At 33.6% G+C, this 26,600-nt stretch carries 21 protein-coding genes; 9 read left to right on the top strand and 12 right to left on the bottom strand.

What is annotated here, in order from left to right; genetic code table 11:
* The 5 genes from DU428_RS13450 to DU428_RS11360 all read left to right on the top strand — a co-directional run.
* A partial coding sequence (locus DU428_RS13450) for a hypothetical protein (RefSeq protein ID WP_114436853.1) occupies positions 1–1,853 on the top strand: 1,853 nt, incomplete at its 5' end.
* A 75-nt stretch (positions 1,854–1,928) separates the two neighbouring features.
* A complete protein-coding gene (locus DU428_RS11375; protein WP_113966411.1) occupies positions 1,929–5,057 on the top strand; it encodes a DUF7507 domain-containing protein in 3,129 nt (1,042 codons plus the stop codon).
* Positions 5,058–5,059: 2 nt separating this feature from the next.
* On the top strand, positions 5,060–6,301 hold the full coding sequence (locus DU428_RS11370) for a gliding motility-associated C-terminal domain-containing protein (RefSeq protein WP_113966409.1): 1,242 nt from the start codon (positions 5,060–5,062) through the stop codon (positions 6,299–6,301).
* An 18-nt stretch (positions 6,302–6,319) separates the two neighbouring features.
* A complete protein-coding gene (locus tag DU428_RS11365) occupies positions 6,320–7,249 on the top strand; it encodes a PorP/SprF family type IX secretion system membrane protein (protein WP_113966408.1) in 930 nt (309 codons plus the stop codon).
* A gap of 18 nt (positions 7,250–7,267) precedes the next feature.
* Entirely contained in the window at positions 7,268–9,214 is a 1,947-nt protein-coding gene (locus DU428_RS11360; protein WP_113966407.1) for an OmpA family protein, read from the top strand.
* Between the two features lie 714 nt (positions 9,215–9,928).
* Here DU428_RS11360 and DU428_RS11350 read toward each other — a convergent pair.
* From DU428_RS11350 to DU428_RS11320, 7 genes are all read right to left on the bottom strand, one after another.
* The gene (locus tag DU428_RS11350) at positions 9,929–10,732 is read right to left on the bottom strand and encodes a hypothetical protein (protein WP_113966405.1); all 804 of its coding nucleotides are present in this window, start codon (positions 10,730–10,732) and stop codon (positions 9,929–9,931) included.
* A gap of 344 nt (positions 10,733–11,076) precedes the next feature.
* On the bottom strand, positions 11,077–11,736 hold the full coding sequence (locus DU428_RS11345) for a nucleotidyl transferase AbiEii/AbiGii toxin family protein (protein WP_113966404.1): 660 nt from the start codon (positions 11,734–11,736) through the stop codon (positions 11,077–11,079).
* 7 nt (positions 11,737–11,743) lie between these two features.
* Positions 11,744–12,253, bottom strand: a complete 510-nt coding sequence (locus tag DU428_RS11340) for a HigA family addiction module antitoxin (protein WP_113966403.1) — start codon at positions 12,251–12,253, stop codon at positions 11,744–11,746.
* A 357-nt stretch (positions 12,254–12,610) separates the two neighbouring features.
* Positions 12,611–13,747 carry a DUF3800 domain-containing protein gene (locus DU428_RS11335; RefSeq protein WP_113966402.1) on the bottom strand — a complete coding sequence of 379 codons (1,137 nt, stop codon included), beginning with the start codon at positions 13,745–13,747 and terminating at the stop codon, positions 12,611–12,613.
* Between the two features lie 93 nt (positions 13,748–13,840).
* Positions 13,841–17,113, bottom strand: a complete 3,273-nt coding sequence (locus DU428_RS11330) for an Eco57I restriction-modification methylase domain-containing protein (protein ID WP_113966401.1) — start codon at positions 17,111–17,113, stop codon at positions 13,841–13,843.
* Positions 17,114–17,417: 304 nt separating this feature from the next.
* Complete coding sequence (locus tag DU428_RS11325; RefSeq protein ID WP_113966399.1) at positions 17,418–17,786, bottom strand: hypothetical protein; 369 nt, start codon at positions 17,784–17,786, stop codon at positions 17,418–17,420.
* Positions 17,787–18,442: 656 nt separating this feature from the next.
* Positions 18,443–18,649 carry a hypothetical protein gene (locus DU428_RS11320; RefSeq protein WP_113966398.1) on the bottom strand — a complete coding sequence of 69 codons (207 nt, stop codon included), beginning with the start codon at positions 18,647–18,649 and terminating at the stop codon, positions 18,443–18,445.
* A gap of 148 nt (positions 18,650–18,797) precedes the next feature.
* Here DU428_RS11320 and DU428_RS11315 point away from each other — a divergent pair, with 148 nt between their 5' ends.
* The 4 genes from DU428_RS11315 to DU428_RS11295 all read left to right on the top strand — a co-directional run bounded on the left by DU428_RS11315 (position 18,798) and on the right by DU428_RS11295 (position 21,021).
* Positions 18,798–19,553 carry a hypothetical protein gene (locus DU428_RS11315; protein ID WP_113966397.1) on the top strand — a complete coding sequence of 252 codons (756 nt, stop codon included), beginning with the start codon at positions 18,798–18,800 and terminating at the stop codon, positions 19,551–19,553.
* Position 19,554: 1 nt separating this feature from the next.
* A complete protein-coding gene (locus DU428_RS11310) occupies positions 19,555–19,977 on the top strand; it encodes a DUF5675 family protein (protein WP_113966396.1) in 423 nt (140 codons plus the stop codon).
* Complete coding sequence (locus DU428_RS11305; RefSeq protein WP_113966395.1) at positions 19,955–20,191, top strand: hypothetical protein; 237 nt, start codon at positions 19,955–19,957, stop codon at positions 20,189–20,191. Before DU428_RS11310 ends, DU428_RS11305 begins: the two co-directional genes overlap by 23 nt.
* A 488-nt stretch (positions 20,192–20,679) precedes the next feature.
* Positions 20,680–21,021, top strand: a complete 342-nt coding sequence (locus DU428_RS11295) for a helix-turn-helix domain-containing protein (RefSeq protein ID WP_113966393.1) — start codon at positions 20,680–20,682, stop codon at positions 21,019–21,021.
* A gap of 1,045 nt (positions 21,022–22,066) precedes the next feature.
* Here the strand turns inward: DU428_RS11295 and DU428_RS11290 are convergent.
* From DU428_RS11290 to DU428_RS11270, 5 genes are all read right to left on the bottom strand, one after another.
* Positions 22,067–23,356, bottom strand: a complete 1,290-nt coding sequence (locus DU428_RS11290) for an APC family permease (protein WP_207802371.1) — start codon at positions 23,354–23,356, stop codon at positions 22,067–22,069.
* A 6-nt stretch (positions 23,357–23,362) separates the two neighbouring features.
* Complete coding sequence (locus DU428_RS11285; RefSeq protein WP_113966392.1) at positions 23,363–23,785, bottom strand: DoxX family protein; 423 nt, start codon at positions 23,783–23,785, stop codon at positions 23,363–23,365.
* Complete coding sequence (locus DU428_RS11280; RefSeq protein WP_243633521.1) at positions 23,766–24,263, bottom strand: hypothetical protein; 498 nt, start codon at positions 24,261–24,263, stop codon at positions 23,766–23,768. Before DU428_RS11280 ends, DU428_RS11285 begins: the two co-directional genes overlap by 20 nt.
* 76 nt (positions 24,264–24,339) lie before the next feature.
* Entirely contained in the window at positions 24,340–25,158 is an 819-nt protein-coding gene (locus DU428_RS11275) for an AraC family transcriptional regulator (protein WP_113966391.1), read from the bottom strand.
* 428 nt (positions 25,159–25,586) lie between these two features.
* On the bottom strand, positions 25,587–26,471 hold the full coding sequence (locus DU428_RS11270) for a hypothetical protein (protein ID WP_113966390.1): 885 nt from the start codon (positions 26,469–26,471) through the stop codon (positions 25,587–25,589).
* Positions 26,472–26,600: the final 129 nt, after the last annotated feature.

Below are 26,600 nucleotides of genomic sequence, written 5' to 3'. Positions count from 1 at the left end.
ACACACTTACAAACGCAAACGGTGATACAATAACTGTAGACGTGGTAGGTGATGTTGTAACCAACATCCAAAACCAAGGAGACATCTATGATGAGATTATCAATATTTTAAATGCTGAATCAGACATTTTTATAGATAACGGTGACGGAACCTTTACACATACAGCTGCTGATGGTACAGTAGTGACTTTTGATGCGAACACTACTAGTATGGTGGATAATGGAAATGGAACTTACACACTTACAAACGCAAACGGTGATACGATTACAGTAGACGTGGTTGGTGATGTTGTAACCAACATCCAGAACCAAGGAGCTATCTATAATGAGATTATCAACATCTTAAATGCAGAATCAGACATCTTTGTAGATAACGGCGATGGAACGTTTACGCATACAGCTGCTGATGGTACAGTAGTGACTTTTGATGCTAATACTACAAGTATGGTAGATAATGGAAATGGAACTTACACACTTACAAACGCAAACGGTGATACGATTACAGTAGACGTGGTTGGTGATGTAGTAACAAATATCCAGAACCAAGGAGCTATCTATAATGAGATTATCAATATTTTAAATGCTGAATCAGACATCTTTGTAGATAATGGCGATGGAACGTTTACGCATACAGCTGCTGATGGTACAGTAGTGACTTTTGATGCGAACACTACAAGTATGGTGGATAATGGAAATGGAACTTACACACTAACAAACGCAAACGGTGATACAATAACTGTAGACGTGGTAGGTGATGTTGTAACTAACATACAGAACCAGGGAGCTATCTATAATGAAATCATCCATCTAATCGATATAAACGAAACGGTAACTAATTTAGTTGACAATGGTGACGGTACTATAACATATACAAATGAAGATAATGTTAGTGTTATTATTGACTTAGCAACAGGGCCACAAGGACCAGCAGGTGAAGAAGGTAAATCTGCATACCAAGAATGGTTAGAGGCCGGAAACACAGGAACTGAACAAGACTTTTTAGATTCATTAATTGGCGCAACAGGACCACAAGGGCCTGCAGGACAAGATGGCGTTGTAGATCCAAAAGATTTAACAGCTGGTGATGCTTCTATTAAAATTAACAATGGTATAGGTTCAACTTTACTTGATACTGATATACAAGTTGCCGTTGGCGGAATTACTACTGATAAATTAGCTGACGGTGCTGTTACTAACTTAAAAGTAGGGGCTGATGCAATCACTTCTGATAAAATCGATAATGGTTCAATATTACCTGAAGATTTAGCAGCTGCAGGACCTGATCAAGTGCTTACTACTGATAATAATGGAAATCCAAATTGGGTGAATCAAACTGAAGTAGGTGAAATAGTAGAAGCTAAGAATGGTTTAAATAAAAATGGAGTAGACATCAAGCTAGGAGGTGCCTTAATTGAGCCAACAACTATTACGGCTGATGTCACCAACACTTTATCGGTAGCTGGTTTACAAACAGGTACAATCCAAAATAAATTGGTAGTTGCTGAAGCAGATGGTACTTTAAGACAAATAAAAGCAGCAATGCCAAAATTCTTCTATATGCCAGCAATTATTTTTGATACATCTGTACAGCAAAGTGGGCTAACAAGAAATCTACATGCAGAGTATGTAGCACAATTTACAGGAACGGGGAACCCTACTATGGTAAGTAGTGCAGGAGCTACTAATTCTATTCCAACACTACCAGCTTCAGAATTGGAATATCACATTACCTATTACGATACAGCTGTGTTCGCAAACTTAAGTATAGACGCTAATGGAATGCTTACATATGATATTATAGGAAATGCTACAGAGGCGTCTTATATGACTATCGTTTTTGTAGTAAAAGATTAATTAGGAAGCCACACGCTTTTTACACTACTAAGCGTGTGGTTTTAATTCCGAGATGTAAAAGCGAATCCATCAATTATGATACATAAAAAACTATATATAAATTTTACATTTAAAGTCTGGATATTAGCAGCTTTATTCTTCTTGTCTGCAATACCTAATCTTTACGCAGAAGGTTCTAGAGATTTGTATCCGCCAGAGGTTCAAGGAGGAAGGGCTTATTTGAGAGCGTCAACCAGCCCAAGTATAGCCTTTCCATTTCCAACTATGGCGACTCACTATGTCTATGCAGAAGCTGGGGAGCGGATTGCTTTAGCGTCTTCAGCTCAAACGGGTTCAACCAATAGAATTAGACTTTATGGACCTAATAATTCACAAATCAATTTAAGCTTTTCAAATGGAGTAGGTAACATACCTAACCGTGCCGCTGAGTTGGCAGGTCCGCGTTTACCAGGGCAAAGTTCCGGAAGTAACCGTTACGCCCCTATATATCATCAGGTGACTCAAAGTGGAATTTACAGGATAGAGTTTCTTGGCACGTCAACTAATTTTAATGAAGATAAGAGAATGAGCTATGTTGCTGCCAATGCTAATTGGTCTCAAAGTAAAGAATCACATTACCTTGCGGCGTGGGATATTTCAGTAGCTAAGCAATCAGTAAGTTCTTGGAATTGGCAAAAAGGAAGGGTTTACACTACCGTTGTAAATTTAGACAATCCATCATATGGTGGAACTTCTGGAAGAGATAATAGCACTTTTCGTCCTAATAGTGGTTTTTTTGGGAAGTTCAAAGTTTTGACTCGAGATGGTTACGTTTATAACGTAGATAACAATGGAAACCAAGGGATATCTTTTACGTTTATGGTAAATAATCGTGGGTTTTATGAACCTGGAAGTCCAGATGTGCCTTTGTATAAAAGTATTTCGGCACCTAATGATCAGTATGTTAGAGATCGTTATCACGATCCAAGGTTAGCAGATAGCGGTGCAGCAGTTAGTCAGAAGATTTTTTATAATCTTCCAGACTCTAATATGCCGGAACATTCAATAGGAGCAGTGCCGCAAGGTGAAACTTGGTTACGCGTTGTAGAGACAAGTCTTGATGTTGACGTAATTACGGTAGAAGGAGTAGAAGGGATTAGAAATCAATTAGGTAAAAAAGGGGCTTTTATTAAATTTTATAATGAAAGTGGGGGAGATTTTTTTATTACGATTAAGTCTAAGCCAACTAGCGTTATCAGTTTTCCAGAAAGAAAATTGCATGGTACTAGTGTGATAGGAGAAAACAAAATACACTGGGATGGTAAAGATGGAGCAGGAGATTTACTTCCTAATGGGCTTGCAGATGTAGAAATAGAGCTTAAGCTTAGAGGAGCAGAAGTGCATTTCCCTTATATAGATATGGAACTTAACCATAATGGAATTATTTTGGAATTATTATCTCAAGATTTAAACTCTGTACGTTCCGACAAGGTTTTCTGGGATGATACAGATATTAGGGCCGTAATTTCAAATCCTTTTGGTACTATGACCTCACCGAGAAACGCGAGCCACGAAGTAATACCTAATGGCGTCTCTAGTAATACTAATGGTCATCTTTGGGGGTTAGATTCTAATAGAACACAAGGAAGTTTTGGTGACGAACAGGGCATGGACACTTGGACTTTTATAGAGGGAGATGCTATTAGTACAGAGTTTGAAGTTGATGTAAAACACGCGGATTTAGAAATTTACTCTATATTCCCTAGTGCACCATCGATATCATTAGGAGAAGAAGTTACATATTTTATTACAGCTAAAAATAATGGGCCAAGTGATGTTTCAGGAGCTAGATTTAGCTTTATTGTTCCAAAGGGGTTTAATGCTAAAGATATTAGTTTTAATACAAATGATTGTGGGACTGAAGTTCAACCTTTAGTATATGATAAGAATACTGGTACATATAGTTCCTTACTAGAGCTACCTGATGGTTGCGAAATCTATTATAGAATAACATTAGATGTTGAAGCGTCCACTTCGATTGGGCAGCATGAATTTACTGCAACCATCCTACGGCCAAATGATGTTACAGATCCTGATGCAACAAATCAAGACCTAAAAGTATCGCCTACAGACCCTTTTTATGAGTGTGATAATAATGGGCTAGCCTACGCTTGTAATAATATAAAGACTTCAACAATAGAGAATAGAGCTGTTAGTTTATGCTATGAATTAGTTGCTGGAGAGCATTTTACTTGGAGTTACTCTAATAGTTATTCCGGGACAACAGTTGCAGAAACAATTACACAACCAGGTACTAATGGTGGGTTTGTTTTTGATATCTATGAGCTAGATAACTCCTTTAATATGGAAATAAATGGGGTGGTTCTTTCTTCATATGAAATAGAATTCCAATCAAATGGTACGCCTGCTCCTGGTATCAATATAGAGTTTGTAGATGGTGATCAATATGAAACAGATACTGAAGGAGCTATTTGGCAAATGACTGGTACAACTGAAAATCCTTTAATAAGAGTGAATATAAGTCCTAGTGGATTAGTGCATATGTATGGAAGTAAAACTTCCGGAGGTGAGTTGTACCCATTACAGTTTAAACAAGACGTTTCGCCTGTTAATTATTTTAATACAGTTCCATGGAATGCTAATTCGGAAAATATTATAGTAGTTACACAAAATGTTGTGGGTGCTACCCTTATGAATGGGTATGGTTCTGGACAAAACATTATTCCTTGTCGAACTTATAGTTTAGAAAAGGACGGAGTGTTTAATGATGAAAATAATGATGGTTTAGCACAAGTAGGAGAGACGATTACCTACACTTTAAGGGTTGATAATGTAGGTGATATAGATATATATAATCTAAAAGTTACGGATGTAATATTGGGTGGAGAGCTTAATGAAATTCCAATAGGTGATGATAACTCTGATGGGATACTTAATAAGAATGAAGTTTGGGTGTATACTGTACTGTATTCAATAACCCAGGGTGATATTGATAACAAAGGTGTTTATAACATTGCTTCAGTTTCGGGACAAAATGTTTTGAATGAGATCTTAGATCCAGAATTTTCCACAGATCCAACTCCTTTAGATATTAATGATCCTAATTACGATCCGAGACGTCCAAACCACACTTTTGTACCACTTAAAGGACGTACTCTAGTTATTACAAACCCTAATATTTATCATAAAGTAAGAGGCAATTAATTATGAAAAAATCTTTATTTCAAATAAGTGTAGTCTTTCTATTTACTATCACATCTTATGCACAAACTAGCAATGAGGGAATGTTATACGTAAGTGAAAGTACAGAGTTTTCTACCCTTGAAAAGTTTGACAATCAACTAAGCGGAGAGTTTTATAATGACGGTGATTTATATATATACAATCATTTTAATAATGATGGTATTGTAGATTTTTTTGGAACTACAGGTCTTACTCGTTTTGTTGGAAGCGCAGTACAAGAACTTAGTGGTACACAGAGTAGTTATCTATATAATGTATTTTTTAATAATAATAGTGATTCTGTCCCTTTTAAACTTTCGGGATCCATAGATATAAGTGGCGTTTCAGATTTTTATCAAGGTATTGTTGACATTGATAATTTTGGAGGTAGCATTAATTTTTCTGAAACAGGTAGCCATACTAACGCTTCCGATGATAGTCATGTTGATGGACCTGTATATAAAACCGGTTTTAATAGTTTTATTTATCCAATAGGAGATGGTGGTTTTTATCGTTTTGCAGGCACCTCAGACTCACAAGCAGAAAGTCGATATAAAGCAAAGTTTTATTTTGAAAATTCAAACGACCTATATCCGCATACATTAAGAGCAGGAGCTCTAGATGCTATTGATGACCAGGAATATTGGGTTATAGAAAAAGAGACTGCTAATCTTGGTGATGTTTTAATTACATTATCCTGGAGAGACGTAACCACACCAGAGGATTTTATAACAGCAGCAGGTCAAGGTGCTATAACTATTGTGCGCTGGGATGAAGCTGCTAATATGTGGGTGAATGAAGGTGGCATTGTAGATATGGACAATCAAACCGTAACTACTGCTGTTAGTGGTTATGGGGTATATACCTTTGGTGCATTAAATAAAGGCATTGTTTTACCAGCCTGTGGAGTTACAGTTTATAATGCAATAACGCCGAATAATGATGGAGTAAATGATTATTTCTTTATAGACACGGGTAATATGAGTTGTGCTCGAGACTTACATGTACAAATATTTAATCGCTGGGGAGTAAAGGTTTTTGAGTCTTTTGACTACGGTGTTAATGGTGATGTTTTTGACGGCTTTTCTGATGGTCGATTTACTTTAAATAGCTCTAAGCAACTTCCTACAGGAACTTACTATTATATTTTGGACTATGAGTATGATGGGGATACACCAAGTGATAGGTATAAGCAAGCAGGGTATTTGTATCTAAGTGGAAATTAATAAAACTAAATTAAAACGATGAATAACTATATATTTAAAACACTTGTTTTTATACTTTTTGTAAGTGTACAAATTGGTTTAGAGCCGCTTTATGCCCAACAAGATTCTCAATTTACGCAGTATATGTATAATACTGTTACTGTGAACCCGGCTTATGCGGGAACTCGAGGCTCCTTAAGTATGGTAGGGGTTTACCGCAACCAATGGGTTGGGTTGTCTGGAGCTCCAGAGACCGTTAACTTCTCGGTAAATTCACCTATAGGCGTACAGGGTGTTGGTCTTGGGTTAGGTTTTACAAGTGATAAACTTGGGCCATCTATGGAAAGCTTGATTACTGCCGATTTTTCCTATACCATTCAAGTAGCTGAAGAACTAAATCTATCCTTTGGTATTAAAGGAGGAATATCGCTTTTTAGCTTAGACCCTAACAAACTAAATATTTATAACCCGAATGATTACGATTTAACAAGAGAAAATTCTGCATCTCCTGTAGTTGGAGGTGGGTTATATTTGCATTCTAATCGTTGGTATTTAGGTTTGTCATCGCCAAACTTTTTAGAGACTGATCACTATGACGATATTAAAGTTTCTACCGCAACCGAAAAATCACATATATACTTTATTGGAGGCTACGTTTTTGATTTAAGTAATAGTATAAAACTAAAGCCAGCTGTATTAGTCAAAGCTGTTTCGGGTGCTCCATTAGCAATAGACATTTCTGCAAACGCACTAATTAATAATAGCTTTACCTTAGGGTTAGCCTACAGGTTAGATGCAGCTGTTAGTGCTATGGCAGGCTTTCAAATAAATGAGAATATTATGGTGGGCTATGCTTATGATTATGAAACTACCGACTTAGGAAGCTATAACAACGGTTCTCACGAGATATTTTTACGATTTGAATTAGGAACCCGCCTAAAAGGTAAAGTGAATCCAAGATTCTTCTAATTCTAAAAAGACATTTTCATGAAAAACACAATTTTAAAACCGCTATTATTTATTGCTCTAGTACTTTCTGTTTTTGGAAGTAGCAAGATATACAGTCAAGATCGTAAAGTTGCCAAAGCAACCAAAGACTTTGATAAAATGGAGTATGTTAATGCGCAAAAAATTTACTTAGCAGTTGCAGAAAAAGGCTATGGTTCTGAAGAGCTTTTTACCAAACTAGCAGAAAGCTACTATTTTAATGCTCAATATGATGCTGCTGTAAAGTGGTATGCCCGTTTATTTGAATTAGCTCCATCTCCAGAAAAGACTATTTCAAAATTGCGTTATTCGCAAGCACTGAAAGCAACAGGAGAAAACAAACAAGCAGAAAACTACTACGAATCTTATAGAGAAGATGTAGGCGAAACCGCAAACCTAAAACCTGCTATAGATTATGCTAACCTAATCGAACAAAATTCAGGTCGCTATCAAATACAAACGGTTGCAGGACTTTATGGTGATGATAAAATCAGTTTCGGACATACCAAAAAGGATGATGCATTAGTATTTTCATCTACAGAAAACCAAAAGCCTACTTTTCTTAATAGAAAAAGTGGTTGGGATGGTTTAAGTTATTTATCACTTTATATGGTTAATCTAGACTCTACAAATCAAACAACCGGTAAAGCACAAAAACTGAAAGGTAATTTAAATAGTGTTTATCACGAATCTTCCGCTGTTTATACTAAAGATTTAAATACCATGTACTTTACGCGTAGTAATAATACTGCCAAAAAATCTAAGGATGATACAAAGTTAAAAATCTATAGAACACAAAAGAAAGGTAATAAATGGACAGTACCAGAAGAATTAAACTTTAATAGCGATCATTACTCTTCTGCTCATCCAGCTTTAAGTCCAGATGAAAAGACCTTATATTTCTCTTCAGACCGTCCGGGAGGTTTTGGAGAATCTGACTTATATCGTGTAAGTATCAACAAAGATGGTACTCTAGGAACTCCTGAAAACTTAGGCGCTAAGATTAATACATCAGGAAAAGAAACCTTTCCATTTATAGACGCAGATAATGGCTTGTATTTTTCATCCGATGGGCATTTTGGTCTTGGTGGATTGGATGTGTTTTATATTAAAATAGAAGAAAATAAACAATATGGTAATCTATTAAATGTAGGAGCTCCCATTAATAGCTACGCAGATGACTTTGCATTTGGTATTGAAAAAGACAAAGGTTTTATTAGCTCTAACCGTTCAAAAGATATTGGTGCATTTGTGTATGACAATATTTACACCTTTGTAGAGACCCAGCCAATTACAGATGTGTACAAAGCAATTATTGAAGGAGTAGTTACAGACAAACAAACCAATAAGCCTTTAAATAATGCAAGTATTGTTATAAAAGATTCCGAAAACAACCAATATGCAATAGTAGAAACAGATGAAAACGGATATTATAAAGTAGAAATCAATCGCTATGAGATTTACACCATAATAGCCTCTAAAGAAAATTATGATAGAGATGACAAACAATCAAAAGCATCGGTAGCAACACAAAAGATTGATTTCGAACTGCTGCAAAACGAAATTGCATTGGTTCCAGGGGTTGATTTAGCAAAGGTTTTAAATATACCAATCATTTATTTTGATTTTGATAAATCTAATATTCGTAAAGATGCTCAGGTAGATTTAGAGAAGGTCTTAATCGTGCTTCAAGAACATGAGAATTTAAGAATAAATATTAGATCTCATACAGATAGTCGAGGTAATAGTAATTATAACCAATCACTTTCCCAAAGACGTGCTGTATCTACCATGAATTATTTAGTATCAAAGGGTATAGATAGTCGCAGATTGACGTTTGAAGGTTTAGGTGAGAGTGAATTGGTAAATAATTGCGGTGATAATGAACAATGTTCAGAGGTTGAGCATCAGGAAAATAGGCGATCAGAATTTATAGTTATCGATTAAGTTTTATTCATGTTTTTACATGACTAAGTCCCCTTTTTAATAGCTAAAAACCAGAGTGACCCTCTGGTTTTTTTTACCTGTTAATTTATCCTTTTCATAGGGGGTATTTTTTTTAGTAAAAGACCAATGTTATAATTAAGTTTTGTTAAGTTAAAAAGGTAATGGGTTTTATTTGTTTTCAATATTATAATGATGGCTTAAGTATGCATACTTATGTAAGTTGTGTTTTGAGACATGGAAATGAATTAAATTTTTTTAGGGGTATATCCGATGGCGATTAATTTTTAGATAGGACTTTTGTTAATTTGGTATTGTATTGCTCCAATATTACTTGCTAAAAAAACAATATTAAAAAATAAAAAGATACCTATAAGACATAAGCTTTTTATCTTGTTTCCATTAGTAAATCTTCTAGCTTTAGCTATTTATATGGCAGTTTTATTGAGGAATATGAGTGTTAATAGTTTTGAATATGAAAGTATGGTTTTTAGGACGATTTTGCTTTTACACTTGTTTTCGGTGTTAAGTGTACTATATGAGTTATATTTTGTTTTGAGATATATACCGTTTAAGGTTCATGATTTTTAACGATAAGCAAAGAGTATTGAGTTGAAATTACTACAAAATCTAGACTATAGTTACAGAGGTACCTTGGTGAAAAATTAATGCTTTTTTACTTGTTTTTTACCACAGTACTTTGTTGTGGGCAGTTTTTTACAATTCAATTCCAGTAGCCAAAATGAACTTAAATACTAATATAAGCAGCAACAGTATTCCTATTCCTAAAAGAGACAATTTTCCTATTTCTTGATTGGATGAAGTTTTAACGGCTTCAGCTCCTTCTGCATTTTGCCAAGGAAATATAAAAATCATTCCGCTCATTATTGGATAAATAATACTTATAAGTGCAATTATCGGAAGGTATAGAATTGTAACAATTAATGAACCTATTATCCAAGGTAGAAATAGAGTATGAAAGGAAAAATTTTTCCTGGACTTGCCATTTTCTACCCATTCTTTTTTGTAACTGAATTGCAAATATGGAACTGTCATTTTGTAGGCAACAAAAACTAATAATAGAGCAGCCAGAACAGCCAACACTATTTGAATCCAAAATGGTGTATTTGACAGAGTATACACTTTTCCTATATCTCCATTTTTAAATAAAAATCCAGTCATTGCATATCCAAGGAAGTTGAAAAGCCCTAATACAGAAATCCATAATATTAAAAGATGTATCAAATTGTGGGATCTTTTTCGAATCTTGTAATATATTACACCAGATAAAACTCCTTGTATTAAACTGATGAGAGGTCCAGCTAGGGCAATTGAAATTTTTTGATTTATAGTTAGATGCTCAATTGATAAATGCTCAACATAATTATGATGCATAACAGGTTTACTCTCAAAAGACAATCCAATAATTGCGTGCAGAAATTCGTGAATTATAGTCGTTAACAAAAAAGCAATCACATACAAAATGGCTGAATTAAATGTTATTGTAATTTTTTCATTCATGCTTTCGCTAGTATTTCAAAATTGTATACAACGATTGTATAAACACCTTGGGAGATTATTCTTATTATATATACTCCTTTGGATATAGTTTGATTTATTTTGATGTCTAATTTAATGAAATATTATTCATTGTAGGAATTTACGTTTTTAAATTTTGGGGTTTTGGATGTTTTTGGGTTGGGGTGCGCTTCGACTAGGCTCAGGATAAACTATACAACACAGAAGGCAGAGGAGTTTTGCTATTTTGTATTGGCATTGCGCAGGCTGGCTCCTTCGTTACATTGGAACATTGTAGCTTTTTTTTACGATCGGCCCGGGGTTTGTGTTATGGGGAGTTTATTAATCTAATCTTGAGAATCCATAGTACTTTTCACTTCTTCTTCTATATCTAATTTGATAAGTTCCCAAACTTTGTCTTTATAACAATTTGGTGTTAAATCATCTTCAGCTAAAGAAAAGTCTAAACATTGTTCTAAAAGCTCTTCTCTTGTTGCGCCATAAGGATTTCGTTTTTCATAGAAATCTAACATTTGCTCTAAAGTAAATACATCTAAAAGCTCGTGTATGTCCCAAAAATCTTTTTTACGACCACCATTAGCAATCACTTCAAATTTCATTGCTGCTATTTCTTGGTTAGATGCTAAACGTATATTGCCCTCTTCTACTATTGGAAAAGCAAAAGGGTCTGTATAATATATGTCTAATTTAAGTGCATTATGTTCATCTTCACCAACAAAATAAGACCTACCAAAAACAACTTCACCTACAGAAGACGTTACTACATAAGGAAATTCATCATTTAAAATTTCTTCTAAACGATTAAAATCAATACTGCCGTATTCTGCATCTGAAAATAAATCAATATCGATAGATTCTCTATGCCCCTGTTGTAGACTTAATGATGTACCACCAACTAATCTAAAACTATTAAATTCTTTAATAGTCATTAGGGTATTTAAGGATTTCCAAAGTAAATCTGAAACGGTATTAAGGAGTAAAGGCATTTAAAACTTAAATAAGTTGAAAGTCTTCTATATTTTTTTGAAATGAAGATAAACGGGATTGTTTAATAGACTTAGCTATTGTTGAAACTGTACTTTTACCGTAGAATTTTATAATTTCGTTGATTTCTTTCTGATTACCCCGTTCTAAAACTCTTTTGATAATGGCACGTTTGTTTTTGTACCAATCTATTTTATCAAATGATGTATCCCAAAATAGTACTTTTCTAATATTGTTTAGATTTGGTGTTCTTTTACTATTTTCAGTTAATTTACTTTTTACTTCATACCCTGCTTGAAGCATCATAAAGTAGTCTTCTTCTGTATGAAAGTAATCTGCCAGCTTAATTGATAGCTCTGGATTGATACCTCTCTTTTGATTTATAATAGCACTAATGGTTTGTTTATGCTCACCTATAGACGTAGCCAATTGAGAGCTTTTAATGTTATTACGCTTTATTTCACGTTTTAATATAAGCCCAGGATGTATGCCTTTTATTTTATCTATTTTAGGTAACATAGTTTTTTTTGTGTGATACAAAGGTATATATAAATAGATTAGTAAACAAAGTTGTTTACTTTTTATTAACAGTTGTAACACAACAATATACAAGATATATACTATTACCAACTAAGTTATGAGTTACTATTGCTTTAATATTTATTTGTTTCTTTAAAATCCTGAACTATATCTTCGAGTATAAATTTATGAGATGCTAGTTTACTACTTATTTTACTTAAAGTAGTATTTGTATAATCTTTTATATCATACCCCAAAGCATGTTCTTATTTAGCATCTATTTGGTTAATTCTTTTAGCAATAGTATTTAACTTATTAATAAAAGATTGTATTTGCTTATTTGTCATAAACTAAATTTTATTTACCTAAAGTATCTACTAAGTTCTTTAACTCATTCATTTCTTCCAATGGTATAAAATCTCCTACTGTTTTATTCATAAAAATACTATTTGCAATTTCAACCTTTTTTAGCATTGGAAGTATATAATTTAAGTAATGACCAAAATAAATATGAACATCTGATTTATTTACAGCTAATTTATAACCACTTTTACTTGAAGATGAAACTACTATAACACCTTTAAATCTTAAGTTTTTTATTATGATTCTTAAGTTTTCCACAGAAACTTCTTTTCCTGTATTATGTTTTAAAGCATTGGTTATTTCATAAGTTTGAGTATATCTAAAAGGCATTACTTTTTGATACCAAAGTAAATATTCAATAACACTTTTAATAATTATATCCTTTTCATTTTCAAAAATATCTAAAGCATCATTTCTAACAATATTATATAGTTCTTCATCTATTTCCTTCTCTTCGTCAACAACAAATATTTTACTATCTTCTTTGTAAGGAAAAAATGAAATATTACCTGTAATCGGTTTTAGCCTATTAAAAATAGCTTCACTATTATCTGTAATAAAAGCCGTATTAAAAACCCTACCATAAGAACCCGCTAGTATATCTGCTAATTGAATTAATGGTTCTTCTTTATCATCTGAAATATGATATTTTTCAAAGAAGTTATCTTGATAATTTTGAGCTATATAATTTTTTAATTCTATCTGATAATCGTCATTAATAAGATTATCCATGTGAATTTCAAAATCGGTGAAATTATTATTTATTTGTGAAACAAATATTTTCTGAAAGTATTTATAAAAGACCTCTTTAAATCTAAGACCTCCTTTTTCCTTATTTAATTTAGCTTTATCTATAACTAACAAATACACAATGAAGTTTAAATTATTTATTAAATAATCTAGCACTTCTAACCTTGTTTCTTTTTTCTTATTTAAAATTTTAGAATTTGATTTTAATATATTTCCTTTAAAGAACTTTTTACTAATCTCATCTCTTACGATTTTAGCATTTTCTAATTGAGATTCTTTTACAACTATTGCCGCATAAACAAAATGTGTTATGTTTTTAACATCATTATTTTTTAATGTAGATGTACCAAATTCATCGCCATATATGTAAACCTTTTCCATATCTAACTATTTTCAACAATAGCGATTTACTCACCTCGCTTCTATTGTTTAAGTGTTCGTGAATCAAAATCAATAGAAATTTATGTTTATGTTTTAAGAATTTTCAACGATTTTGATTTCTTCCTCAGTTAAGCCATATAACTCATAAACCATTTGGTCTATTTCTTTGTCTGTTTGGTTGATTTGGTTTTGTAGGTCTTGCGCTTTTTGTTTGTTTTCTTCAAATAGGTCTAACCATTCAAATTCATCTTTTTTGGTAAGGGTTGGAACTTCTTCTAATCCTTCTTTTATACGTGCTTTGTTTGTTGATTTGATTACTTTATTTAGCTCTTTAATAAAATCACCAAATTCTAACTCGTGCCAGTTTTGGAGTTTTCTAGAGAGTTTTTCTAGTTTGAATTGAGAGTTTAAATATTTCTGAAACTTATTTTGCAACAAATTGTTTTTGCTTGTGAAACTTATTAATTCCACTGAAGATTTAGCTAGTTTATCATCAAAGTCTTTAAAGTTTTTTGAAATTGGTATTGTAGTTATTTTATCTCTTCTAAAATCATAAAAACCTCCCTGCAATGTTGTACAAACATTTTTTAAATAAAAGAAAATTAATTTAGAATTTAATAAAGCTAAAAGTGATTTAGAATCTGTTGATATAAAGAAATTATTATCCAATAGAAAAACCTCTCCTTTTTCATCAAAATAGAAGTTACCTGTATTGTTAATTCTTGGATATATTATTTTAGGCTGCTGCATTTCTTCATAATAAGCACAAGCTCTTAAATTCCAATAATTTAAACCTTGGTCATATCTTTTTATTAATGCTTCTTTATACTTGTCTAATTCGTTTTGAATATCAGGAAATTCATTAGGTATATCATTATCATAACCTGTAAACAATAAATATTTGTCTTGAAAATCGAAAGTATTTCTTTTTACCTCTTTACCTGTTGCTAAAATCTTTATTACTTCTCCATTTTTAGAATCCTTTTCAATTAGTTCTTTTCTTTTATTAGAGTCAATTATAAAAGCCTCATTTCTACCTGTAGTCAATCCTCTGAAAACCTTTTTTTTAACAAAATCACCTAAACTTAAAGAGTCTTTTTTTAGTTTTTCTAAAATTTTAAAAGAAGCAATGTCTATAAAATTCCACATATCATTAGTTAAAGACTTAAAAGGAACTTTATGTTTTTTTTGGTCTAATGTCACTATTGGGTCATCTGTATCATCTCTTTTGTTTATTTCAGAATACAAAAATGTTTTAGCTTTATAATTAGCCTTCTTATTTAAAACATAGATAATAGGATAAGTGGTAGCGTCAGCAAAAACAGGATAGTCGTCAAAATCGAATAACAACTCTAGATTAGCATCTTCTTTCATCACCTTTCTTATGTTTTTACCATAAGTGGCTTTCAAAAATTTATTAGGAAGAATAAAAGAAAACAATCCTTTTTCATTCATTAGATTGATTCCCTTTTCAATAAAATAAGTATATAAATCAGCAACACTATTGTAACACTTGTAATGTTTTTCTAAGTAAGGCTTTATTTCTTTAAAAAGTTCTTGCCTCACATAAGGCGGATTACCAATAACAACATCAAAACCACCTTTTTCAAATACTTTAGGGAATTGTTCTTCCCAGTTAAAGGCTTTATCGCCAGCAACAGATTCATCGTCTATTAAAGAGTTACCGCATTTGATATTATTGTTTAAGCTGTTTAGTTTTCTTCTAGGTTGTGCAGTTCTTAACCATAGTGATAGTTTGGCAATTTCAACAGATTCTTCGTTTAAATCTACTCCATAGATATTGTTTTCTAATATGGTGTTTTCAATATCAGAGAATGGTAAGCCTCCCCCTAACACTTTAGTTTTAAGCTCGTCAATATAACTATGTTCTTTTATTAAAAAGTCTAATGCTTGGTTTAGGAATGCTCCAGAACCACATGCAGGGTCGCATATTGTGAGTTCTAGTAACCAAACTCTATAGGAGTCTAGGGTTTCTACTAACTTTTTTATTGTGGCTTTATTTCTGTTCTTACGCCCTTTGAAATATTCTTCTTCTTGGAAACCTAATTGGGTTTTCTTTTCTTCACATAGTTTACCAATCGTATTTTCGACTATGTATTTGGTAATGTATTTAGGTGTATAGAATACACCATCTTTTTTACGTTTTGAAGTTTGTTTATCAAAATTTCCACCTTCGATTTCTGCATTTACACTTTCTATTTCGTTTAGTGAGTTTTCAAAGATATGTCCTAGAATATTTACATCTACTTGGCTTTCAAAATCATAACTAGCCAATTCTTGGGTGTACTTAAATAGAAGCTGATTATCTATTTCTAAACTATCTAATACTTTATCTTCTTTGAATAAACCACCATTATAAGCATAGATTTCGGCTCTATTACTAGATGCTGGTCTTCCTTGATCTAGGAAGTAGAAATATTGTTTAAATAGGTCATAAAGTGGTCTTTCGTCTCCGAAGTCCATATCGGATTTCCATTTATCTAATATTTGCTGTGTACTATTAGGTGGTAATAAACCTCTGTCTTCTGCAAAGAAAACAAAGAGGAATCTGTCTATTAATTTTTGTGATTTTTTAAAGAGTGTTAGTTTAACATTCTTTTCTAGTTTGATTAAATCTGAATTATGTTCTTCTGAGTAATCTTCATCTGAAGGTGTTGCTAGATTTCGTAAGGTAGCATCTACTTTTATACGTTCTACATTTCGTTTTACTAAATCTCTAAATAGTTCTCTTTTAAATATTGAGTAGTCTTTGTAAAACTGCTTGGTAATTTCTTCTTCTTTTACAATAGATGCTTCTTTAATTTTTAAGGGTATATGATTTATAATATTATCCTTGTGTAAGCTTAAATAAAGAAGTTCAAATTGTTCTGGTGTTAGTTCAAAAAGATTAAACTCTACAAACTCTGTTGCATCATTAATATAAAAACGTAGTTTCTCGAAGTTTGAAGTTATAACATAAACACATCCTTTATGGTTTGCTTTATAATCAAAGGCTTGTTTACGAATACTCTCTAAATCTTTTGTATTGGTTCCTTTTAACTCTATTACCCCAATAGCTTTATCGTTATGCAAAATAGCTCCATCTGCTTTACGTGCATTTTTTTGGTTTTTATATTCTGCTACGAGATTAAAATCGGCATTAGGCTTTAAAGTGTAGCCCAAAACTTTTACGAATAACTCAGTTAAGAAGATTCCTTGATATTCTTCTTCTTTAGAGTTACGTATGTTTTCTTGAATGGTTGGGTTTAGGAAATAAGACGTGTATTTTTGGTATGCTTGCTGTACTATAGTTTCATCTTGTAGTTTAAGATGGCTTTTTAATACAGATACTTGGTATAGCGACATTAATAGCTGGTTTTTTTTATTAACCTATAAAAATAGAAATCTTTTAATAATAAACAGTTAGGCTTTTGGGAAAAGTAGGAAAAACAATTCAAAAAGATACTTAATTAACTCTTATACAATATTTAAAGATTGCATAAGATTGCAAGGTTTGCAATTATTGCCTATTTACTTAATATTTAAGTAATGAAATTCGTTATATTTTTACATCAGAGTATAAATTCTATAAAAACCATAAAGTTTCTTGCCCGAAATTTGGAATCACTTTACTGTCGAATCGAGGCGCTAAAACTGTTTTATTTTGGTGCTAAAGGGAGCTAATAAATTTATTCCAATGTTTTTCAAAGTCTTCTTTATCTTCAAAACAGTTTTCAACCATTTTCATTTCAGATATAACCTCTTTTAAGGTTCTTAAAACTTCATGAGGAATATAGGGGAATTTACCATTATACTTATCTAAATAATTTACTTTTAAATATTCTCTTTCAATATTTCTGAATTGTATCATTTTATCATATTCAGCTGCTAATCTTTTTCTATCTTCTATTTCGCTTTGAGATGCATTATCGAACTGTAAAGCATTATCTATGCATTGTTGGTTTTCTTGTCTTAAATAGAATAGTTGCTCTATATCTTTAGAAATATGGTCTATGGTTTTTCCTGATTGTACTTTCATTTTTTGATTTTAAAGTTTCAAGTTGTCTGTTTTTTTTTGACTTAAAGAATACAGAGTGGTTGTTAATACAATAATTGTTGAAAGTAGGAAGTTTTATTGAAATAGTGATGTAAAAAAGCAAGTAGACTAAAGTTTATTTTTTTTGAGGGAAGATGTGTTTGAGTTTAATGATTTTAAGATTCGGAGTTGAAAGCCCAGGTAAAGTAAATATAATTTTATTTAGTTATTAAGAAGGGAAGAGTAACAGAGTTTTTAAATAGTCTAATAAATAACTTTAGACTGCGAACTTTGAATCTTCTAGCTAATTATGAAAGAGAATATAGTCTTGAATTAAATATTTAGTGATTGAAAATTCTGCAAATATTCTGCAAATAAAAAAACCAGCATTTACAAATCCTTTGTAAAGTACTGGTTTTATTAGTGACCATGGCAGGATTCACGCCCTTTTTTCAACCTATTGATTTTACTGTGGTTTCGGTATCTGAATTTTTGGAGGTAACCGAATTGTAACAATTTTAAATGAACATGTTTAGTGTTTAATGACTTTCTAAACCTACGTGTAATTTACAAAATATTAGTATTCAATCCTATATAAATTATATCAAATGCTATGAGTGAAAGGAATAGTATTTTAGTGTTGTATAGCGTCTTTGGGATTAGTATCCTCCTTTTAGAAACTCCAATATGTTGTTTTTATCTAGTCCGCTGTATTCTGCAAATTCTTCTGGTGAGATAAATTGATATGGCTTTTTTCCAAAGTACACTTTCACATCTCTTAAGAGCTTACGACTATAGCGTTCACTACGTCCAGTAATGCGCATAATATCTTTTGGGTAAATACATAGTCTTTTAAGGGTTCTCATACAGTATCTATGCTTTATCCATACTGAAACCTACTACTATTTTGGTATAAAACGGCAAAAAGTGTCGTTTTCGGCATGGATGACATGTGTTTTTGGGTTCGTAATCTAAAGATATAGAGTTTTGATTGAAACTAAAAATTTTAAGATTATGGCTAGACAAACTGGTATTATTAAACTAAAGGGAACTCTGGATGATATTTCCTTTTACAAAACTAGCGATGGGCATTTAGCACGTATTAAAGGAGGTGTGGATGCCAATAGAATCGCGAATGATCCTGCGTTTCAACGTACACGAGAGAATGGTTCTGAATTTGGTAGAGCGGGTAAAGCTGGGAAACTGATTAGGAATGCAATTAGGGTGTTGTTGCAAAATGCAAAAGACAAGCGTGTGGTTAGCAGATTGACTAAGGAATTAGTTGCTGTTACTAAAACAGACGCTATTAACAGTAGGGGAGAGCGTACTGTTCAAGATGGAAATTTAAGTCAGCTTATGGGGTTTGAATTTAACTTGAATGGTAAATTGGCTTCTACTTTATTTGCTCCGTATTCTGTTGTTTTTGATCGTGTTTCTGGAAGTGCTGATGTTACGTTAGCGGCTTTTAGTCCGACGATGCGAATTGCGGCTCCAGCAGGTACTACGCATTTTAATATTGTGATGGGTGCTGCGGAAGTGGATTTTGTGAATGAGACATTTGTTTTTGAAATGGATGACACTGGTATTTTGCCTTATACTGCTCCAGATACTGCTTCTTTGGCATTGAATGCGGCGATGCCTGCGAATTCTACCTTACCTGTTATTATGGTGGTTGGTGTTGCTTTTTATCAGGAGGTGAATGGAGAAATGTATCCATTGAAGAATGGTGCTTATAACTCGCTTTCTGTGGGACTTGTTGAAAGCTTGTAGTATGGAATTGCTACTGAGAAGACAGTATTTTAAAGAGGGTACGAATAGTGCCCTCTTTATTAATGGGTATTTTATCTGTTTTATGATTGAATTGCCTTGGAAGGATAATAAGAAAGAGGTTTCGTGTATTCCGGAAGGGGAGTATGTGTTAAAGCCTCGTTTTTCGGATAGGTTTAGAGAGCATTTACAAGTGGTTTCTGTACCGGATAGGAGTTTGATATTGATACATCCTGCTAATCATTCTAAAGAGGAGCTAAAGGGTTGTTTGGCACCAGTTAGTCAGTTGGTAGGAGTGGGGAAGGGTTTATCTTCTCGTCAAGCTATGCAAAAGTTGCTTTCTCTTTGTCATCAGGCGTTTGAGCGTAAGGAAAGTGTTTCATTAATTATTAAATCGGATAATCATGAATATTATAGAACGATCTAAAAAACCGACTCCTAAGTTCTTTAGGGTTTTAAGGACTGTAGGTTTGTCGTTATTGGCTGTTAGTGGCAGTATTATGGCGGCTCCAATTGCTTTGCCTGCTTCTATTGTAACTATTGCTGGATATGTTGCTGTTGCTGGTGGGGTTCTTTCGGCGGTTAGTCAGGTTACTGTAGAGGATTCTTTAGGAGGAGATTCTGCAGGAAATATTAAATAATAACATCTAAAAGTATGCGAATTGACTTAGAACTTAGGGTTGGAACTGCAGCGGGCACTTTGTTGAGTGTTGGTCCGACGATATTAACTTATGATATTATTAAAACGATTTTGTTGGCTGTTGTTGGTGCCACTGTGAGTTTTTTGGTATCGTTGTTTTTGCAGTGGGTTACCAGATCTAGGAAGTGATTTTCGTATAGCTTTTTCCATTATATATGTAGGAGAGTCCGTCAGCAATGATCGGACTTTCTTTTTTGGCAGGTGTTTCTAAGGAAGTTCGGTAGCTTCCATTATTTTTTTTGGAAAGAAAAAAAGCTAGCTCTTGCTGATGTGGCGGGGGAAAGGCTGTCAAGGTTTTCGGGAAAAATACTACCTGTAAGGTGGAGATTTTTTCCGTAACCCGGAGGGCTTGACCTTGATAGGCTTGTGCGTTGGCTGGTGGGAGCCACATATATTTGCTATCTTTTTTTATTTAATATTATATAGCTTATGGAAAATCCTTTTGAAAAAATTGATGAAAGATTAGCAAGAATTGAAAATTTACTAGAGAACATTTATTCTATTATTGGAAGTGAAAAAGCTTCTATTGTTCCTTCTAAAATTATGGATATAGGACAGCTTTCTAATTATTTAGGTTTATCAAAATCGCATATTTATAAATTGACTAGTACTCATACTATACCACATTCTAAAAGGGGTAAAAAGCTTTATTTTGAAAAGGAAGCGATTAATGGATGGATATTAGAAAATAAAGTATGGAACCAAGATGATATTGAAAAAGAAGTAGTTGATTACTTTATTAAAAAGGGTAAGCACTTTAAGGGGGAATAACTCTTAAAAAGATAGGTTTTGTTTTTTGTTTGAGGGTTGGGTGTAGCGGTTATATGGGTAGCGGTTTGAATTGTTGCTTGGTAAAGCAGCTTTTAAACACGCTACCTATACAGGGGGTTTTAGCCAATAGCTTTTTGCTTTTTTGACTCCTTGGGCTTTTTGCCCAGGGTAAGGCGAAAATGGAATGTGCTATGGCGTAGTTCTAAAGTTTCTAAACCTATTTTTTTATAACCGCTGAAAAGGGTGGCGGGGAAAAGTGGAAATTATAATGGTTAGGGATTGGTTGTACTACAGTTTGAGGTTGTACGAGTGTTTGTTGGTTATTTGGATGTGTGCGCTTGGAAGTGCGGCTATTTAGCTCGTAGATTTTATTGTTTTAGGGGAACTCGTGAATATCGGCTATTATGGTTAGGAGTTCGGATGTGAGCATTGGATAAGCCGATATTTTACATAATGGCGTTATAGACCACCCGACGTAGGAGGCTGGATCTATAACAGCGCATTATGTAAACATAGCTTTGGGTTGTTTTTATGGCGGCATAGTTGTTTAAATACTGGCAATAGCTCTTGCCTTTTTTATTGTACCTATTTCTTATAATAGATGCTTTTAAATAAAAAAGGCATGTGCTATTATAGCGGTGGGTACAACTATTGTGACATAAAAACAACTAGGCGGCTGGGCGGGGAACAACACAAAAGACAGAGGGGTTTTGCTTTTTCGCAAAATGCTGGCTTTTGTGTTGTGGGGAGTTTGAACGGTCAAGTATAAGCGTAGTGCGGGATTTCGGAGCGATTCACTGTCCGCCTGCACCAAACTTTGATAGATGCCAAAATACTCAATTTTAGCCACTCAGCCCGCATTACGCTTATACAATGTTGTAGGTAGTGCTTTCTTTTTCGTCCGTGCGTTGGGGAAGACACACTTATTGACAAGCTTAGGATTGTGCGGCTGATTCGAGCGGCTTGGCAATGTGTGTGGCTGTCGAGCGTTGGCTTTGATATTAATGTCAATAGACATAATCCGAGGCTTTATTTTAGACGTTTATTAATCTTTGTTTCGGGATTTCAACTTTAAAGCAATTGAATGCCAAATCAAACCAACACCTAATAATGCAAGACCACCAATCCAAAAAGTGGGTTCAATCCAAAAGGCGAGAAACAGACATCCAAATAAGCCAAAAGCGGGAATCCAACGAGGATATAAGCGTAAGTCCGCAGGCATTCTCAGAGCCGCTAGATTAGTAATAGCGTAATAAATCAATACTGTAAACGCACTGAATGACCAAGTAAAAACAACATCTCCGCTTAACACCAATACTCCAATTATACCTCCTGTCACCCAAACAGCTACAGCGGGACTTTGAGTTTTGTGATTTATTTTGGACAATTTAGCAGGCAGGTCTTTTCTCCGTGCCATACTAAGAATTACACGCGACAAACCAAGCAGTAAATTAAGCACTACTCCTAACATAGCAGTAATGGCAGCAATAGTGATTACAGAGCCAATAACAGGTACTGAAAGTGACTGAGCAACTAACATCAATGGCGCTGCTTTTCCCTCAACGCTTAGACCAAATGCTTCCGCTCCCATAACATTTATCGCTGTAAGTGAAACGGCAAGGTAGAGTATTACAATAATTACCATTGCAAGAATAATGGCTTTGGGAATTGTAGTACGTGGTTCGGAAACCTCTTCCCCGAGTGTTGCAATTCGCCCATATCCGGTATATGCGACAAACATTAAAGCTGACCCATAGAGAATTGATGTAATAGAGGTGTCTTTTACAGAGTCAACAATTGGTTGAACAGGAAAACCCTTAACAAAGAAACTGACAATTACGAGTGCAGCAAGTCCTAATAAGGTTGCAGAAACAATAATTATATTGGCCTGATTGCTTCGCCTAATACCACCGGAAACAAGTAATGTCATCACAAAAAGTAACAAAAGACCGGCTCCTACAATGCCCACATTGTCAGCGTTTACACAAAAAGCATAAAATAGGTAGCCTACACACCCTAATACTGCGGTTGCAGCAGACGCTGATTTTGCTATCAAAAACATCCATCCTGCAGCAAATCCAAAATAAGAGTTTAGAAAGCGGTTTCCATACTCATATGTGCCTCCACTCACCGAATGTGCAGCAGCAAGCTGTGCACTGCTTAAACCATTGAAAGCTGCAAGTACAGCAGCGATTACCACTGCGATAATAATGCCACTACCTGCTATCTGGGTAGCAATGGCTATACTTACAAAAATGCCTGTTCCAACTATTGAACCCAAGCCCATTAAAATGGCACCCGGTGTTTTTAGTTCACGTTTTAGTTCGTTCTCCACTATTAATTATTTTTGAAATATCGAGTCAAGCGACCAATTCCCACCACCTTTAATTATCAAAAACAGACTTCCCAAAAGCATTGCCCAATCGGTTCTACTACCGTGCATCATTGCCCAAAACCCGTCATTGGCTAAAACTTCTGATTTTGTGGTTGCAATGGCGACCAACATTATTACGAGTGTTGGAATACTTGCCAATCTTGTCAGCAAGCCAAGTAAAATCAACGCACCACAAACAATCTCAAAAGTGCCGACAAATGCTCCGAGAAATTCTGGTGATGGAAGTCCGATTTTTTCAAATCGCCCCGCACCACGAATAGCAGGAAACAGGAATTTTTGAATGCCTTCTGAAAGGAAAACCGCACCGACCATTAGACGAATGATAATGGTGGTTTTTGAATGGTCTGAATTAATTATTTTTTGGAACATAATTATTTACGAATTGGTGATTGTCTGTAAAGTGGGTTTTAACTGTAAAATGTGGTACTTTTTCCATTGCGTGGCAACTATTACAACTGTTGGTCAGCATTTGGAAATTTTTGTTGAATATGACCGTATCTCTTTTTTCAAGTGCCTTTTTCATTTCTGGAAGTGCTACGGTTAAGAAATGCTCTGCGGATTTTGCACGTTTAGGTCTTCGTTCCAAGCCGTTTTCAATCGCTTTTCGGATTTTTTCAATTTGGTAGTCGGCATATTCCCAATTTTCATCTTGTCCTGCCCAATATAGTTCCTGATAGCGATAGCCTGCTTCTACCATTGCCATATCAAAACCCCTGAATTGGTTTTCAATAGTTTCTAATTTTTCCTGTTCCGTTCCTTTGATCCATTTGCCTTGTGCATTTTGCTCTTGGTTGTTTCCACAAGACCAAAGCAGAAGCAAAGCGATAATTGATATTGACCATTTCATATTTCGTGGTTTTTAATGTCGTAAAATTATACAACACTTAACCAATAATGTGGTCTATTTGAAAAATGTGTGGTATTTAGTTGTTGTTGAATCTAAAGTCCACTGGAGTTTGGTCAACGTGTCGTTTGAAGTATTTTGAAAAATGGGAATTGTCCTTGAAATCAAGTCTGTGAGCAATTTCGCTTACGGTAATGTCTGTGTAAAGCAAAAGCCTTTTTGCTTCATTGATGATGTGTTCTGAAAGTATTTCGGCAGAAGATTGTCCTGCTTCTTTTCTGCAAATTGCATTTAGGTTTTGCGGAGTGGTGTTCAATAATTTGGCATAGTGGCTAACCTTATTTGTTAGTTCATTTTCTTTGCTCAAAAAGTCGATGAATTTTTGAAAGATTGTGCTATTGCCGTTTTTAGAAATTTTTGGTGTTGCCGATTCAAGAAGTTTTGCCAAAAGTGCTTTTAACAGACCGTAAATGATTGGTTGGTTTGGCTTTTCCTTTTCTTGATATTCTTTTAGCAAAATCTCGAAAATGTCTATAGCAGTATTGTCTTTTGGGAAAAGACAGGTTTGTGCGCTCAATTCTGAAATCAGGCGTTTGATGTCCTTGTCCAAACAGTTGTCGATAAAGGATTTTTTGATGATGATAACAAAACCTTCAGGTTTAGTTTTAATGTCCCAAAAATGAACCTGCTCTTTGCGGATAGTGAAAATTACAGGCGTTTTTATTTCATATTCTTTGGTGTCAATGGTGTGCGAACCTTTTCCTTTAGTCAGGTAAATGATTTCAAAATAGCTGTTGTGTTTGTGTGGAGATGTCTTTCTGATGTGTTGTCTGAACGGAGCAATTTTTAGTCCTTCCGTTTGTTTGGTTTTGTCTTTTATTTCGAGTTCTGCTTTCATTTATTGTATTGTCCGTCCGTGCGGTGGCAAAATTAGGCTCTTTTGGTTTTTTTGCGTTGGCTTTGAGTGTCGGCAAAAACCAAATGTGCCTAATGTGCGGTCGGCATTTTGCATTACCTACAACATTGTATAAACACCCAAGGGAGTTTATTTTTATTATATATATATCCTTTTGAATATAGTTGGTTAGTTGGTTTTGTGTGTAATTTAGTTAAAATAATTTTGATTGTGGGAATTTTCGAATGTAAATAGATTCTTTTAGATGGTTATGCCTTCGTATTTGACTTCTTCAATAATTGTTGGTGTGTTGCTGTTTATTTTTGGGCTAAAGAGGTCTTTGTAATGAGGGTAGTTGTAGAGGTGGCTTGGTGAAAGATTAATGCTTTTTTACTTGTTTTTTACCACAGTACTTTGTTGTATGCAGTGATTTATTCTTTCGTTTTTAGTTTAATATTATTCCGAATATAAGATTTAATGTTAGTTTCGTTTTGTAATTCTCTTTTGTTGAATAAAATTACCTTGTTTGATTTTTCGATTCTCTTAAATTTTATATTGGCATATTTTATTATTGCATATTTAATCTTTCTTTTCCTAGTGTTCGATAGAAACTTATAGCGATTTAAACTCACGAATACTCTTTCGTATTTCATATAAAGCACGGTGAAGTATATGAGTGGAAGGAATATCAAAGTGAATATTGGCGGTAAAAGGAAGGACTTTAAATTACTTAAAGTGAAAAAGTCATTATAAGAAACAATTATATTATAAATACTACAAGCTAAAATTCCAAAGCCTATAATCGACAGTAAGTTTTTCAGAAATTTAGCAACTAGCTTACTATTCCTGTCATCTTTTTTCATTTCAGCTACTAATGATAATAACGCAATAAATGTTACAAACGGTATCAGTATTAATTCCCAAACAAGTGAAAAATTGTAAAAGCCAATAATAAATTCAAGAATGATTGTGATAGAAATTGCAGTTAAAATTACATTCGTAAAATCTCTGTAAGTTTCTAAACTGTTTGCGCTAAAGAAAAGTAAAATTCCAGTTGTTAAAAACCAATATGCGAAATCTTTATATAACGAAAACTCCCAAATTGTGATTCTGTTTAATGCTATTATTATAATTGTAAAATATAATCCGAAAACTATATAAAATGGTATGAAGTGTTTTGAGAAAAGTATTTTTATTACATTCAAAATATTCTCGAAACTACCTTTCGAACTTACGATTAAACCAACAAAAAATAAAACTGTCCAAATTAAAATGGATATTTCTCTATTTGAAAGTAGCTTGAAAAATTCTATCATTTATTAATTTAAGTTGGAAATTTTAATGTGAGCTGTGTTTTTCTTTCATTTCATATAACATTATATAAACACCCAAGGGAGTTTCTTCCTCTTATATGGATGTTTTGTGTGTGTTTAGTTTGTTTTGAG

This window comes from Oceanihabitans sediminis, assembly GCF_003337215.1.
Taxonomy (GTDB): domain Bacteria; phylum Bacteroidota; class Bacteroidia; order Flavobacteriales; family Flavobacteriaceae; genus Oceanihabitans; species Oceanihabitans sediminis.
Note: the sequence above shows the minus strand (reverse complement) of the source record. Positions and strands in the feature narration are given on the sequence as shown.

Coding starts and splice junctions, on each gene's coding strand:
- DU428_RS11375 (WP_113966411.1), top strand. CDS start 1,929: ATGATACATAAAAAACTATATATAAATTTTACATTTAAAGTCTGGATA.
- DU428_RS11370 (WP_113966409.1), top strand. CDS start 5,060: ATGAAAAAATCTTTATTTCAAATAAGTGTAGTCTTTCTATTTACTATC.
- DU428_RS11365 (WP_113966408.1), top strand. CDS start 6,320: ATGAATAACTATATATTTAAAACACTTGTTTTTATACTTTTTGTAAGT.
- DU428_RS11360 (WP_113966407.1), top strand. CDS start 7,268: ATGAAAAACACAATTTTAAAACCGCTATTATTTATTGCTCTAGTACTT.
- DU428_RS11350 (WP_113966405.1), bottom strand. CDS start 10,732: ATGAATGAAAAAATTACAATAACATTTAATTCAGCCATTTTGTATGTG.
- DU428_RS11345 (WP_113966404.1), bottom strand. CDS start 11,736: ATGCCTTTACTCCTTAATACCGTTTCAGATTTACTTTGGAAATCCTTA.
- DU428_RS11340 (WP_113966403.1), bottom strand. CDS start 12,253: ATGTTACCTAAAATAGATAAAATAAAAGGCATACATCCTGGGCTTATA.
- DU428_RS11335 (WP_113966402.1), bottom strand. CDS start 13,747: ATGGAAAAGGTTTACATATATGGCGATGAATTTGGTACATCTACATTA.
- DU428_RS11330 (WP_113966401.1), bottom strand. CDS start 17,113: ATGTCGCTATACCAAGTATCTGTATTAAAAAGCCATCTTAAACTACAA.
- DU428_RS11325 (WP_113966399.1), bottom strand. CDS start 17,786: ATGAAAGTACAATCAGGAAAAACCATAGACCATATTTCTAAAGATATA.
- DU428_RS11320 (WP_113966398.1), bottom strand. CDS start 18,649: ATGAGAACCCTTAAAAGACTATGTATTTACCCAAAAGATATTATGCGC.
- DU428_RS11315 (WP_113966397.1), top strand. CDS start 18,798: ATGGCTAGACAAACTGGTATTATTAAACTAAAGGGAACTCTGGATGAT.
- DU428_RS11310 (WP_113966396.1), top strand. CDS start 19,555: ATGGAATTGCTACTGAGAAGACAGTATTTTAAAGAGGGTACGAATAGT.
- DU428_RS11305 (WP_113966395.1), top strand. CDS start 19,955: ATGAATATTATAGAACGATCTAAAAAACCGACTCCTAAGTTCTTTAGG.
- DU428_RS11295 (WP_113966393.1), top strand. CDS start 20,680: ATGGAAAATCCTTTTGAAAAAATTGATGAAAGATTAGCAAGAATTGAA.
- DU428_RS11285 (WP_113966392.1), bottom strand. CDS start 23,785: ATGTTCCAAAAAATAATTAATTCAGACCATTCAAAAACCACCATTATC.
- DU428_RS11280 (WP_243633521.1), bottom strand. CDS start 24,263: ATGAAATGGTCAATATCAATTATCGCTTTGCTTCTGCTTTGGTCTTGT.
- DU428_RS11275 (WP_113966391.1), bottom strand. CDS start 25,158: ATGAAAGCAGAACTCGAAATAAAAGACAAAACCAAACAAACGGAAGGA.
- DU428_RS11270 (WP_113966390.1), bottom strand. CDS start 26,471: ATGATAGAATTTTTCAAGCTACTTTCAAATAGAGAAATATCCATTTTA.